The sequence below is a fragment of the Methyloceanibacter sp. genome (assembly GCF_050728395.1).
Taxonomy (GTDB): Bacteria; Pseudomonadota; Alphaproteobacteria; order Rhizobiales; family Methyloligellaceae; genus Methyloceanibacter.
On record NZ_JBOHJB010000027.1, the window covers coordinates 1 to 13,981 of the forward strand.

Genomic DNA, 13,981 nt, shown 5'->3' on the forward strand with positions numbered 1-13,981 from the left:
GCCTGAGCACGCGCGCGCCATCAAGAAGCACGGCGTGTGCACCCATCACCGCCGCTCTTTCAGCCCGATCGAGCTTGCGCTTCAGCTGCTCAATCAGCCTGCCGAAATCAGCGCGCCGAGCCCGTAGGCTCATCTGCGTAGCCGAGCGCTTGCATGCGCTGGAGGAAGCCGCCAAGAGCGTCGGCGCTTTGCCTCGGCGCCTCAGCATCGGCGGTGGCGAGCCCGGTTTCCGGCGGGGTGCGGTCGGCGTAACTGTCCGGCACGTAGAAGCTTGCCGCGGCCTGCACCGTTGGGTTCTCGCCATTGGCGCCCGCCGATGAATCGATGGCGAAGCGTTCTCCGTTGTCGGTCTCCCTGATCACCGCCGCCCAATGGGTCCAGTGCGTCAGGCTGTCCTTGGCGAAAGGCCTCTCCACCGCGTGATGCTTGATGAGCCCGTGGCGGTCGAGCACGAGGAGGTAGCTCGTGGTGTTGGTAGCTTCGTCGACGCAATCCTGCTGGGTGGAATCGCCTGAGCCGCCGAGATCCATGCTCGGGCGGTCGCTTGTTGTGCCCACGCTCGGCGCCACGCGCCGCTCCATCCAGGCAATGGCGTAAGCGATGGCCCTGCGCTCCTCGGCCGGGCTGTCGTTGCGCGGCACCCTCGCCATCAAGGCTGAGATCTCGGCGATATCGGCTTGCGTGAAGGCGAACTTCGTCTGCTCCTTGCAGCCATAGGCATGGCAGACCGTCACGGTGTCGAGCTTCGGCGGCTTTGCCGCGAATTTCTCGAAGTGGAGGTCAGGCGGCCCTTCCTGCTCATAGGTGCAGCCGCCAAGCGAGACGAGCACAAGGCTCACGAGCAGCATTGTGGGCGCAGAAAACGGGCGCCGACGAGACGGCATATACGCTAACCGATCCTGTTTACGCAGGCCTTCGCCAAGGGGGCGAGGGGCTTGGTCCGCAGGATCACAGGCAGAGGTTTAAGATTCGTTAGGCCTGTTCCCCCTCAACCGGGGAGGGAAGTCACCACAAACCTGCCACGCCGGCGATCTAGCCTCGGCCTTCAAGGTTGCCAGGGGAGGGGTTGACACCGAGACAGGGTGAAGCATGGTGACCTAGACGCGAGGGGATAAGCGGGACGAGGGCTTACGCGTGGTTGCGATCTATCTGCAGAAGACCGTGCATGAGGGGCTGTGGGCGCGCCGCATGGCGTTCTTCTTCCTGCAGCTGCTCATCCTGACCGTACTCCTGCACCGCTTTGGCACGCTCGCCACGCCGGCAGCGATGAACCTGATGGCGGTGTCGATCGGCGGGCTGTTCCTCGCCATCGTCGTCGCCGTCGTCGGGCTCGTGCGCATCTGGTTTGGCGGCCAGATCGGCGCGGCGCAGGCCTTCACCGGCATCGCCATCGCGCTTGTCGGGCTCGCGGTGCCGCTCTTCTATCTCTCGCATTACGTCTTGCTGCCACAGCTCAACGACATTCAGACGACCAGGCAGCCGATGCCATTCAAGCAACTTGCCGCCATGCGCCCCGCCGACGCCAATCGCATCGTCGAGCCCGATCTCGCCGCAGCCGAACAGCGGGAGGCGGCCTATCCCGACATTCGCCCGATGGAGCTCGAGCGCTCGGTGGTCGAGACTTTCGACATCGTGCACGAGGCGGTGAAGCGGTTGGGGTGGACCATCGTATCGAACGAGGCTCCAGACGGGGATCAGCCAGGCCTCATCGAGGCCAGCAATCGCACCATGATCATGGGTTACACCGACGATGCGCTGGTCCGCGTCACCGGCGACGATGCCCATGCCTTCATCGATGTCCGCTCCGCGTCGCGCTACGGAATGCACGATCTCGGCGCCAATGCCGGGCACGTCCGCGAGCTGTTTGCGGAAGTGAAGGCCGCTCTGGAGAAGGGCGAGAAGACCGGGCTGGAGCAGGCCGAGCCGGCGCCGAAGGCCACGGCACCGCAGATCAAGAAGCCGGTGAAGAAGCGCCGGGCGAAACGGAATAGACGCTCGCAAGACCAGCCTCAGTCCCAGCCTCCGGCTCAGCGCCGTGGCCCCCCTGGCCGGTTTCCGCTACTAAGCCCCGACTGATCATATGCTCCAGATGGGCGAGCACGGAGAGCGCCGCGGCCGCCTTTAGATCGGCGTCGAGATCGCCATAGATCTTGGCGACGATGCGCGGGATGGTCGAGACGCCGTCCTCGAGGCAGGTGAGGATGGTCTGCTCGCGCCATTGCCGATGCATGATGTAGGCCCTGACCACGCGCTGCGGCGTCTGCACGCGGCCGCCATGGGCGGGCAGGAACACCTTGTCGTGCCGCGGCAAGAGCTTTTCCAGCGAGGCGAGAAACTTGGCCATGCTGCCCTCCGGCGGAGCGATGACGGTGGTGTTCCATCCCATCACGTGGTCGCCGGTGAACACCGTGCGCTGGCCGACCAGCGCAAAGCAGAGATGGTCCGGCGCGTGGCCTGGCGTGTGCAGAACATCGAGGGCGACGCCGCCGGCCTTCACCACGTCGCCGTCGGCAAGCGCGCGGTCTGGCCGGAAGGCGGGATCGACGAACGCCTCGCCGAGGCCGTGGGCGCCCGCGCCGCGCTCGGTTCCGGTCGGGCCGAAGCTCAAGATCTCGCCGCCGACCAGCGCCTGCAAGCCGCGCGCCCCGTCGCAATGATCGCGGTGGCTGTGGGTGATCAGGATGTGGGTGACGCGCTCGCCGCGGGTCGCGGCTACGATGGCGGCGAGGTGCTGCTCGCAGGCCGGCCCCGGATCGATGACGGCCACGCGGCCGCGGCCCACGAGGTAAGTATTGGTGCCGAGGAAGGTGTATGGCGAAGGATTGTTGGCGACGATGCGGCGCACCTGCGGGGCGACCTCCTCGGCCACGCCGTAGTCGACATCAACGCTTCGATTGAAGGCAAGCTCTGCCGACATGGTCTCGATTTAGGCTTCTGGCCAATTCGCGCGATCCTAGCGGAGCGCGACAGTGACGGCAGCGCCGCCCGCAACTCAACCTTAATCTGCAAGGCCAATGAGCGCAAAATGTGGCCTTTGCAAGCAAAGACTTAAGTCTAAGGGGTGTGGAAATCGTTGCTCAAAAAAACTGGTCGGAACGGCAGGACTTTCAGGGCCTCCGGCCTCTCACATCCATAAAGCCGGGAAGACTGGTCGGAGTGGGGAGATTCGAACTCCCGACCCCCTGCTCCCGAAGCAGGTGCGCTACCAGGCTGCGCTACACTCCGTCTCATTGAAGGTGACGTATATAGACAAGCGCCTCCGCCCCCGCAACCGAGGGCTGGCCATGCGGGCGCCAAGGGGGGGAAGCGATCTGGAAATCGCCTCCGGCGCGGGCGATATCATGAGTGCCGGTGCGGCTCCCAGCATTGCGGCCAAGGAGGCGAGCGGCTATGGTCCGCCGCGCTTCGTCGCACGGATTGCGCCCGGCCGAGAGCCGGCACCTGCGCGCGTTCTCCAGCGAAGACGACTTTGCATTGGGGCGTGGCCAAGCGGTAAGGCAACGGGCTTTGGTCCCGTGATCCCAGGTTCGAATCCTGGCGCCCCAGCCACACTAGTCGAGGGTTTTCCGGCTCTCTCCCGACATTCACCAAAGCGTCGCGAACAACCCCGGAATTGCGCGACCAATTGCCGGTACTTCTCTCTGACCTGACGCCAGAGAGAGCGCTCCAGCGGAAGAACGCCGCGTTTTTGTCGGTTTATCTCTACTGGGCATTTTCGGGGGTCACACTTGCAAATGAGTCGATGGTCCCTGCGATCACCTAGCATCACGATGTGCGTCGAAGTTCGAATCGTCTGATCAGCCTAGCATCATGATGTGTGTCGAACTTCGAATCCGATGCTCTCAGCCAACAAGTCGCGGGCTTTCCGGTTCTCTCCCCGACTTCTGAAAACAGCCGGGAAGAGGGGGAAAATCAGCCACCGAATGGCTATGCCGCGGCGGGAGGAGAGTCGAGAGAGACCGTCTCAGGGGCGAGCGCACGCAATTTCTCGCCCATTCTCTCCGGAGGCCAGTTTGGGGGTCACACCAGCCGAGCACTCACTAAGCTCCAATGTGAAGATCACGAGGTCAGGGTCCCCCAGACCCGTGTTGCTGAAGAGCGCGCTCACTGCAGTATACGATTCAACTTCTACGATAAGAGCCTTACTGTCCGGTGCAGCGCAGCATTGAAAATCTAATTGGGTGCGATCTGGCGCACTCGCAGGTCCCTCTCTGTGGCGAAACACAGCTTCAAAACGTCCGGGATCGCCCGAAGCGGCTTTGAATACCAGGACCTGGTTGGTATCGAGGTATTACTGAAATTTTATCGTGACCCTAACCTGTATCACTGGGTCGAATTGGAATCCGAGGACAAGAAGGCCAGAAAGCTCGATGACGTTGTGGCTGCACGCCGGGACGGTTCCTTCGAACTCCTTCAAGTCAAGTTTACGGCCGATCCAACACGGTACTTTTTGGGCTGGGATTGGCTTCTGGCGAAAAAGGATAAGGGCACGTCATTACTCAAAAAGTGGTCTGCAGCGCTTTCGACAGTGAAGGCACTCGGGCGCGTACATTCGGCAAGGCTTCGGACAAATCGGCACCCCGATCCCGAATTTGCTGGAGCCTTGAAGGACGCACTCATTGATTTCGATATGATTCCCGCCGCGCGGCGAAAGGCTGTTTCTACGGAACTAGGAGGCGATGCAGCGGCTCGCACCTTCTTCTTGAAGTTTGAATTCGGTCATTCGGAACTGCTGATCGACGACCTCGAAACGAAACTGAAAGGGGAGATTGTCCCCACAGACACGGACAATACCGGCTGGCTATTGCTCCGCGAACAAGCGCGCAAATGGGCCATCAGGAAGCAGTACCCCGAGCCCGATGGCAAAGTTCGGCACGGGCATCTCGTCCAACTCATCTCGAAGCGCCGCCCCAAGCCTATTCCTCAGGACTTTGAGATACCCTCCCTCTATCAGGTGCCTGCTAAGACGTTCCATGAGGGGTTTACCGCGCGCATAAAGACGAGCGCTCGGCCAATCACTGTCCTTTGGGGCAGTCCGGGCCGTGGAAAGAGCACCTACCTGAGCTACTTGGTTGATCTTCTGAGGAAAGAGGAACTTCCAGTTATTCGCCATCACTACTTTTTGTCGCTCGATGACAGCACGATAGACCGCATTTCATTCTCGGAGATTTGCAGCTCACTCATGGATCAAATGGCGGGCCGCTATCCCGACGCCGTACGTGGCTTAGAGGATGCGCAAAACCAACTCAGAAATTGGCTGGAGGCCAGCGGGGATTACTTTGCTAAGGAGGGCAAGCGCTTCTTTGTCGTAATCGACGGACTCGATCACGTCTGGCGCGACCAGCGCAACACCACCCAAATGGAGCACTTGTTCAACTATCTATTGCCGTGCCCACCGAACGTTGTCTTGCTCATTGGGACACAGAAAGTTGCGCAAGAGCAGTTGCCTCTGCGGCTGATCCAACATGCGGAAGCGGAGGATTGGATTGAAGTGCCGCCGATGGATGAAACCGCGGTCCATGCTTGGCTCGAAGGACAGAAAGATGCTGGCCGTCTGCTCCTGCGCGATGCCACCCACTTCGGCGTTACCGAACTCGCAGAGGTTGCCCATGCGTTTTATGAGATATGCCAGGGTAATCCGCTCCATCTGATTTACTCGTTTGAAGCGCTCGTGCGGCGGGGCGTCGTTATGACTGCCGATGAGGTCAGGCTTCTACCCTCATGCCCGGACGGGGACATCCGCAAATACTACGCAGGCCTTTGGGGACGGTTGCCTGCGGATGCCAAGAAAGTCGTGCACCTTGTGGCCGGCTCAGATTTCCATTGGCCTGCTGATGGTCTTCGAAAATGTGCGGGGGCACTGGACCAAGTCGACCATCTGCTTGAGCACCGCCGGACGGGGGTCATTCCATTTCACGGAAGTATACTTGCCTACGCGCGAGACCAAAGCGATCACGCGGACACATTCAAGGCGGTCCTCCCCGCGGTGGTTAGGTGGCTTGAGCGCGAGGCTCCGGAGTATTGGCGCTGGGCATGGCTATGGATCATGCGCGCACTCCTAGGCGAACCAAGTGATCTTCTAACTCATACGACGCGGAACTGGGTTATCGCTTCACTTGTGAAAGGCTGGCCATCTGAGCAAATCGTTAACATTCTCGATCATGCTGAAGAGGAAGCCTTTGCGCAGGGAGACTACGGCAAAACGATCGAACTGCGCTCGATAAAAACACGTGTGCAGAATGGACCGGAGTTCCAAGTAAACCGCTTTCACGATTTCTCGGAATGCGCCATCCGCATAGCTGGAAATGAACAGCAAATACTCAACATGGCCGACGCCATCCCGTCAGCCACAGATGATGACATCGTAACTTTACTGCGTTGCCTAAATGCGAAGGAAAGAGACGCGATTGGTCGCGAGTGCTACGAGGAATTGCGCCGCCAAGTGAATTTATGGATCAACTTGCGGCACAGGCCGGATGAAGAATTCTTTTCGCTAGCCGAAAATTTCTTAGAGGGCTTGGTGGACTTCGGAAAGCCCGATACGGAAAATCTCCTGCGCTTCATCAGCCAGTTCCACGCCCGTGATCGCATCTATCAAACATTTCTTCGGCATGTTGTCCGTCTGCGAGACTTTGAGATGGCCAATGAAATGTTGGGCCTTATGCAGAACGAAAAACACGCCGCGTGGCGCAACGCGACGCAAGATGCGATGGCACGAATTGCTGCTGCGGAAGGCATCGTCCTCACCGCACGATTGGCCCCGCAGGCAAGCCTCAGCCCACTACTCATGTGTTGGTATCGGCGGAAGGGCCTGACCCCGCCTGCTGCTTGTAATCTCGACGCCCTATCTCCAACGGCGGTCCGTGCGGACTATGACTATGGACCTAATGTTGACGTTGAGCAGTTCTTTCACGCGTTTTTCTTTTCGTCTCTGGATACGGCATTGAGCGCTGTGGGCGATTGTGAGCCTGCGCTTATCGGCATCGATCGTACTAAGCTTGGCTGGATGGCGGATGGAATCCGATGTCTATGGGAAGCAGCTTTGGAGATGGCAAAGAAGCCATCCGATATCAGCTTTGGCAGTATCTTTTTCAGTCTTGCCGACCTGGAGCCGATCGATATTCCGCATCGGCCTTCAGAGCCTTCCACGGCACAGTACCGCGCCTTCCGTAGTGCAGTGCGACAAATCTCGACCGACCTCCATGCGCTTAAGTGCGCGGTCGAAGGCCCAAGTTTGGTTGCGAGCGAGCAGTTTGAGATCGCGCGCGCGTCAACGCATTGGGTCGTCGAAAGCTGGATTAGCGAAGAGCTCGAAGCGCGCACTCTAGTCTTCGAGCCCCAAGGCATAAAGGAGCTGATCGATGAGCTGGAGGAAACCGAATCAGAGCATGTCACACAGTTTAGTGAGCGCGCAGAGAGATGGATCGATCTTGCCCAGCTCTCGGTCCTCTATGGCCTAGAAGGAGGGGAAAGATTCGTGTCCAGGGCAGCCGACTGCATCGTCGGCTACGGTTGGAGAAAGGACGTTTGGGTATTTGACGTATTGTCCGCGATTGAGAGTATTCACGAATCCAAGGCGGCTGATGTGTTGCCCTGGGTTGAGCTGTTAGCGCCGATTATTGACCAGATTACGGTGTTCACGGACGGGGATGAGACGAACCATGCACCGGAAGAGTTCATTGACCTCATCGCCCTCGTTAAGCCGGAGTGGTTGCCAAACCTCTACAGCTATTACATGGCGAATGAGGAGTGGCGGCTGGCAGAGATGACGCATTGCGCGATTTTGCGCCACGTGGATTTCACAAGCCCCTCGGGAATTGCGCTCGGCAAGTCGATACTGGAACGGGCAGACCTCTACGAGCTTGAGAAACTGCGCAAGCAAGGAAGGGCAGGCGTCTCAAAGCTCTTGTCGGCGCAACGAATGTTTATTGGTGCCGCCAAGGATAAGGACGCCAGTAAGGCCAAGACGAGGATCACGCACAAAGTGAAAGGCGACGATCTAGGGCGAAAAGGCAGGCCTCCCGACGTAAAAAAATATGACCCGGACAAGCTGGATGCGCTGCTAAAGCGAGTGGCGAGCCCGAAGCTTGGCTATCTGCATCGTGAGGACTCACTTCTGGCTTGGCTCAGGTATTGGGACCGCAAAGGCAAAGGGCTCGAAGCAGTAAGATCGATCGACGCGTATTTCAAGAATCACGAGAACCCGCACGAGATTGAGCCGCTTCTCGATGAGGCGTTTGACGTGAGCCTCAAGTACGAGGGGAAAGCAAGGGCGTACATATGGTTGGTGCGGGCTCAGATCGAGCGCCACGGATGGAATTACTACTGGGATAGAAGTGAGCGCGTCCAGCGGCGGCTCGAACGCGTTGCCAAGCACTACAAGAGCAAATGGGCGCAATTCATCAAAGACACGTCAAAACAGCCGCGTTACTGGGAGAAGCGCCGCAACGGATTGACGATTGGCACTCGCTGGCTGGTAAAGTTCTTATTGTTGGTTGGGCAGAGCAAGCTTGCAGCCGACTATGCGGGCACAATGGTCCGCATCACGAAAGACGAGGTCAGTGACCAACCACTTCCGCGTGCGGAGTGGACGCAATGACCTTAAGCCCCGAGCACACAATGCGCGTTTTACTGGACCGGCTCAATTGGCCGGTGCGTTTTGTTCGGTGGCGTGCAGCGAAAGAATATGCGGGCTTGCTTTCGTCATCTCAGCGAACAATGGCGGCCAAGGTCTATTTGGATTGGCTTAAGAGCCGCAAGCTTGAAACCGAGGTTTTATCGGGCCTGAGCATCCTGCTCGCTGTAGAATCCAGCAGCTTGCCGCCTGCGGACGAGGTGAAGGCCAGCATTCAAAAATCATCAGTCCTCGCCGACTTTCTGTTCCAGCGCGTGTACCGCAAAGTCTTGGGCCGCTGGATCACGGCAAATTCAGGCGCCGCGCCTCCGGATTATGAGCCCGACAAATACTTCGAAGAGCATAAGGGTGCAGTTGTCCCCTTGCTGCTCTACGACGATTTCCACCGCTTAGAAGAAGAGCATGGACTGCCATTCATTCAACAGTGGGCCTACGAGTGGCGCAAGGTGATGGATGAGACGGGTAGCTCATACTCGTCCTTTCCGTATCATTTCCTGAATGCAGCTAGATCGCGGTCGGGGGTTGGCGGCCAGTTTAGCCAGGCTCAATGCCACGTGTATCGCTCTGCCTATCTTCGCACGCTCTCATTCGCCGTGCAGGAATGGGAAATGCCCAGAGACGTGGCGCTCATGATTGCAAGCAATTGCCTTCCACTCAACCGGGGCCTCGAAGGGCTCAAGCCTATCCGTCGACCGACGTGGCTGTCTAACGTGCCGGAAAAGTGCTGCAAGTCCGACGCTCCACTTGAAAAGCTCGTCAGGCGCATCATAAAGTCGAATATTGCGACGAAGGGCATGCGGCCAGTTTCGCTGCGTATTCCGATTAACGCGAGGATAGCCGAGTTCGGTGAGCTGTCCGTCGAGGCATGCTATGCGAGCAGCGATTTCATTCCCAAGGAGGGTGAAGACGAATTTGAGCGAATGATGGTCTGGGGGCTTTCAGATCTTCTTTCTTATGAAGGGCAACTTTCGAAGCGGGATGCCGAAACGTACCGCTCGGCAGGAGTCGCCGGCTCCATGATCCCAGTTTGTTTGAACGTGTGGCCCGTTCCTTTGGGATTTTGGCTCAATGAGTACGCGCATCTTGGGATCGTCCTACCCGCGCCGTACAATTTTTCATCGCCTGCTGAAGTCGACTGCAAAGGCGGGATTGTGAATCTCAAAAACGAAGGGCGATCAGTTGGCCAGTGGCGAGTATGGCATGATGATTGGTCGCCGCTTCAACCCTCTCAAGGCCACACGCGCTGTGGCGGGCTCGCGGAAATGGAGGTGGAACGATTGAAGGCCGCGTCAGGTTCGCTTGGCATGGGGCTCTCTTGGCATGTCGAATTGAGAGTGTGGGAACGCCCGACCGACTTCGGCGAATTGTCGCTAAAGAGACACACCGCATTTTTCAGAGACTAGCTCTGCAATTATGTCGGACATCAGGACACAAGCGCGAACTAGCCAATCTGGCAGAGCGTCAAGGGTTGATCGGACCAGGGGAGCGGCATTCTAAGTGATGAGCTGATGAGCCGCTTGGCGGTCAACTCCGTCGGCTGTCGTCCTTCCAGCATCGCCTTGGTGACTTCGGGTGCGAGAAACGCCAAGCAAAGCACGCGTGCAACATAGCTTCTGTCGAGGCGCTCGGCCTGTGCAATATCGCCGATGCCAGTCGCCTCGCCACGGAGGATCCTGCCGAACCATTGATGAGCGCGTGTGAGTGCCTTGACGAGATTGGCGTCTGGCCCAGCGGTTGGTTGTTGCTGATCCAAAACAACGAGCTTGGCTTCGACGCCTCGCCGCCGAAACCTGACCGGCACCTCAATTAGGATCGGTCGACGGTCCTTCGCTTTCGATTGAGACGTAGCCTTTTGATCCGTTACACGCTCGATCAAGCCGGCGTGGTCGATTTCAATCGTCACCCTTTCTTGCGCAATCGTAACACGGCGTACGAGAGCGGTAACGATCTCCAGACTGCTCGCAACCGATCCCGACTCGCAGCCTTCGGCCAGCGTGGATGCGCGGGCGAAGACGGCAGATACCAGATCCGGCGATTGCCGTTTGAAACCGAGGGCATCAAGGACGGCTCCGCGATCCCTCAGGAAACTGGCAACCTGCTTCAACACAAGTTTCTCGATTTGATGCGCGGGAAGGCGCCAGCCTTTGGTCTGGACGCCATTGCCACCGCCGTTCGGCTGAGACGCGTCTGACTTTCCTAGTTCCGCGCCGGCCGTCAGCAGCGAGCGCTCGACATAGTAGCGATAGCGGCGGCCGTGGTTGACGGCATGAGAGGGCGTGAACGGGACGCCGTCGGCCGTGAACAGCAGCCCGGCAAGCAAGCTCGGATGCTTGGAGCTGGTTCGGCCCCTCTTGCGGCCGGCGTTCATTGCGAGCTGCGCCTGGACCTTGTCCCAGGTCTCGGCATCAATGATGCCTTCATGCTCGCCTTCGTAGCTGCGGCCCTTATGTGGAATGCGGCCGAAATAGATTGGACTGGAAAGAATGCGGTAGAGGTGTCCGCGGCTGAATGCCGTTCCTCCAGATTGCCTTCCATCGAGCATCGCGCGCAGCTTGGTCCTAAGCCCTAGTCGCAGACACTCATCCTGCAGTTTTCGGACACTGCCGAGCTTGAGGTAGAGGTCAAAGAGCAGTCGGACGGTTTTGGCTTCTTTTTCATTCATGCGGAGTTTGCGATTGATGGCGTCGTAGCCTAGCGGCACGGCACCTCCCATCCACATGCCTTTTTGCTTTGAGGCGGCAATCTTGTCGCGGATTCTCTCGCTCGTTACCTCCCGCTCGAACTGCGCGAAGGAAAGCAGTACGTTCAGGGTCAGTCGGCCCATTGAGGTGGTGGTATTGAATTGCTGCGTGACCGAGACAAAGGAGACTCCTCGAGCGTCGAAGGCCTCCACGATCTTAGCGAAGTCGAACAGCGAGCGCGTTAGCCGGTCGATTTTGTAGACAACCACGGCATCGACTTTGCCTGCGGCGATGTCGCCTAGAAGCTGCTGCAGGGCAGGGCGGTTCATCGTCCCCCCAGAGAGCCCGCCGTCGTCATAATGTGCCGAAAGCACATGCCAGCCTTCATGTCGCTGGCTCAAGATATAGGCCTCGCAAGCTTCGCGCTGGGCATGCAGCGAGTTGAACTCTTGCTCGAGGCCCTCGTCGGAGGACTTGCGAGTATAGATGGCGCAGCGAAGTCGCTTGGCTCTCTGGCCACTTGTCTCAGCCATTCGCCGGCGCCTCCTTTGGGTGGCGCTTGAGACCAAAGAAGGCCCAGCCGTTCCAATGCGCGCCTGTGATGGCGCGGGCGATGGCGCTCAGGCTCGGGTAGGTTTCGCCGCGCCAGGCGAAACCCTTGTCGAGCACGAGCACTTCGTGAGTTTCACCGTGCCATTCTCTGAAGAGCCTCGAGCCATTGCTGAGCCGGGTGGCTCGTGCCTTCGGTCGGGCGCCGTTGGCCTGGCTGGCCTTTCGCAGAAGCTGCAGCGTCTTGGCGTCGAGGCCACCGAAGGCCTGTGCCTGAATTCCATAGGCGACGGCGCGGATGAGGAACTCGCGGCTTCCGTGGCGAGGCGGGTCACTGCCCCACAGCGCGCGCCATTGCTCTTCCAGCTCGCCTCGCGAGCATTTGGGGAGGGCGAGAACCCGCGCCGCGATAGAGGCTTTCAGTTCTTGCTCAGATTGGGCCGACGATTGCCCGCGCCGCCTCAGGCGACGCGGGCGAGGGGCCAAAGGCGATGACATGGGCTGTGCCTAGCAAGAAGAGCGCGGCGCAATGTGGTAGCGGCGCATGCCGTCCTTGCCGACATCGGAGACGAGGGGAAGTTTGAGCTTCTTCCTAACGAGCCCGCTGAAGAACCCCCGCACCGAATGTGCCTGCCAACCAGTCTTGGCGATGATGTCCTTGATGGTGACGCCGGACTGCCGCCGAAGCATCTGGAGCACGAGATCCTGCTTGCTCTGCGAAGGCGCTGCTCGTCCCTTAGGCTTGGCGGCTGAAGCCTTCTGGGGCTTGCTGCGCGGTTTTGCGGCTGACGTCTTGCGCTGGCGAGGTTTGCTTGCCGCCACGTTGGAGGGTTTGGTCTCCTCCGTCTCATTGATACCAAGGGCAAGAAGCCCACTTTTGGTGATGAACAGACCAAGAGCACCGCGCTCTTCATCACGACGCCATTCGGGCGTGCCATTGAGAGTTTGCTTCTCCTCGACCAGCTTTCGCTTACTCAAGTTCTCAACGACCTTGGTGAGGGCGGCGCCCTTGGCTGTCAGGGTTTCCGGAAAGGGAAGGAGCGATCCATCGTCGCGTTTGGCCGCGGTGCTGAGGATCACAAGCTGAGTATCGCTAAGTTTGGCTGTTGTCGGTTGGGCCCTAGACATGACTGCCTCCATCGTGGTGCACCGGCCCACTGCCGGTGCTTCCACCGCCCAGAGCCCGGCTAGGAGGCCAGGCGAGGGCGACGACGGAGGTTTTTGCCGTCACTAGTGACAAGCATGCACGCTCTCCTCGGCGCTGAAGTCCAGTTGAATTCGTGAGAGTGTCGCTGAGCTTTGCTGCTTGGGTCTTGGACATGACTGCCTCCGTTGCACCGGCCCTTTGCCGGCGCTTGCACCGCCCAGAGCCCGGCTAAAAAGCCAGGCGGGGGCGATGACGGAGGCTGTCGCCCTGTCAGTTGTAACCGCATCCACGCTCGCTTCCTGCAAGAAGTCCAGTGGTTTCGCGAGGTAGCGGTGCCACCGCTTCTGGTCCTCGGTGATGCTCACCAGCGGTCGCTACAAGGGCAATCCCGTCGCGGTCCATCTACGATTGAAGGCGATCAAGCTGCAGCATTTCGAACGCTGGCTAGCCATGTTCGACGACACCTACCAAGAGCTTTTGGACGCGAGCGTGGCGGACGGGTTTCGCGTGAAGGCGGTCCGCATCGCGGAAAGCCTCAAGCTCGCCTCGTTTTACCGGCTAGACCGGGCATGGCACGCGAATCCACAATGACGTTCGTCGTCACCGACAACTGCATCAAGTGCAAATACGTGGATTGTGTGGAGGTCTGTCCTGTCGATCGCTTCTATGAAGGCGAGAACATACTCGTCATCCATCCAGACGAGTGCGTCGATTGCGGCGCGTGCGAGCCGGAATGTCCGGCAAAGGCCATAGTCTCTGACACCGAGCCGGGTCTCGACAACTGGCTCAAGCTCAACGCGGAATACGCGTCGATTTGGCCGAACATTTCGGCGAAGGGTGAGCATCTCGCTGACGCCGGTGAGTTCGACGGCGTCCCCAACAAACTGGAGAGCTACTTCTCGCCAAATCCCGGGCCCGGTGATGTGGCTGATGCACAGGGTCGTGATCAGCGGCGGACGGTTGAACTGG

8 protein-coding genes, 2 tRNA genes and 2 pseudogenes are annotated in these 13,981 nt (G+C 59.2%); 6 read left to right on the top strand and 6 right to left on the bottom strand.

Annotated features, from left to right (window positions below):
• Positions 1–107: 107 nt before the first annotated feature.
• Positions 108–848, bottom strand: coding sequence for a hypothetical protein (locus ACREC7_RS06770; RefSeq protein WP_431554931.1), 741 nt, complete (start codon positions 846–848; stop codon positions 108–110).
• 658 nt (positions 849–1,506) lie between these two features.
• On the opposite strand from ACREC7_RS06770, the pseudogene ACREC7_RS06775 reads away from it, so the two are divergent.
• Positions 1,507–1,860 (top strand): annotated as a pseudogene (locus ACREC7_RS06775) (DUF1499 domain-containing protein); the annotation flags it as partial.
• Positions 1,861–1,951: 91 nt separating this feature from the next.
• Here the strand turns inward: ACREC7_RS06775 and ACREC7_RS06780 are convergent.
• Positions 1,952–2,917, bottom strand: coding sequence for an MBL fold metallo-hydrolase (locus tag ACREC7_RS06780; protein WP_431554932.1), 966 nt, complete (start codon positions 2,915–2,917; stop codon positions 1,952–1,954).
• Between the two features lie 231 nt (positions 2,918–3,148).
• Positions 3,149–3,225 (bottom strand) — tRNA-Pro (locus ACREC7_RS06785).
• Between the two features lie 250 nt (positions 3,226–3,475).
• Between ACREC7_RS06785 and ACREC7_RS06790 the strand changes: the two genes are divergently transcribed.
• The 3 genes from ACREC7_RS06790 to ACREC7_RS06800 all read left to right on the top strand — a co-directional run bounded on the left by ACREC7_RS06790 (position 3,476) and on the right by ACREC7_RS06800 (position 10,038).
• Positions 3,476–3,549: transfer RNA gene (locus tag ACREC7_RS06790), tRNA-Gln, on the top strand.
• Positions 3,550–4,177: 628 nt separating this feature from the next.
• Positions 4,178–8,599 (top strand): NACHT domain-containing protein, encoded by a 4,422-nt coding sequence (locus ACREC7_RS06795; protein WP_431554933.1) that lies wholly within the window; start codon positions 4,178–4,180, stop codon positions 8,597–8,599.
• The gene (locus ACREC7_RS06800; RefSeq protein WP_431554934.1) at positions 8,596–10,038 is read left to right on the top strand and encodes a hypothetical protein; all 1,443 of its coding nucleotides are present in this window, start codon (positions 8,596–8,598) and stop codon (positions 10,036–10,038) included. Before ACREC7_RS06795 ends, ACREC7_RS06800 begins: the two co-directional genes overlap by 4 nt.
• A gap of 38 nt (positions 10,039–10,076) precedes the next feature.
• Here ACREC7_RS06800 and ACREC7_RS06805 read toward each other — a convergent pair whose 3' ends face one another.
• The 3 genes from ACREC7_RS06805 to ACREC7_RS06815 are packed head-to-tail and all read right to left on the bottom strand — an operon-like array spanning position 10,077 to position 12,993.
• Positions 10,077–11,849, bottom strand: coding sequence for a recombinase family protein (locus ACREC7_RS06805; protein WP_431554935.1), 1,773 nt, complete (start codon positions 11,847–11,849; stop codon positions 10,077–10,079).
• On the bottom strand, positions 11,842–12,363 hold the full coding sequence (locus ACREC7_RS06810) for a DUF2924 domain-containing protein (RefSeq protein WP_431554936.1): 522 nt from the start codon (positions 12,361–12,363) through the stop codon (positions 11,842–11,844). The genes ACREC7_RS06805 and ACREC7_RS06810 overlap by 8 nt, the downstream gene beginning before the upstream one ends.
• 9 nt (positions 12,364–12,372) lie before the next feature.
• Entirely contained in the window at positions 12,373–12,993 is a 621-nt protein-coding gene (locus ACREC7_RS06815) for a DUF3489 domain-containing protein (RefSeq protein ID WP_431554937.1), read from the bottom strand.
• A gap of 373 nt (positions 12,994–13,366) precedes the next feature.
• On the opposite strand from ACREC7_RS06815, the gene ACREC7_RS06820 reads away from it, so the two are divergent.
• Together ACREC7_RS06820 and fdxA are read left to right on the top strand one after the other, a co-directional pair.
• Positions 13,367–13,603 (top strand): hypothetical protein, encoded by a 237-nt coding sequence (locus ACREC7_RS06820; RefSeq protein WP_431554938.1) that lies wholly within the window; start codon positions 13,367–13,369, stop codon positions 13,601–13,603.
• Positions 13,600–13,935: pseudogene (gene fdxA, locus ACREC7_RS06825) on the top strand (ferredoxin FdxA); the annotation flags it as partial. The gene ACREC7_RS06820 and the pseudogene fdxA, both read left to right, overlap by 4 nt.
• Positions 13,936–13,981 lie beyond the last annotated feature (46 nt).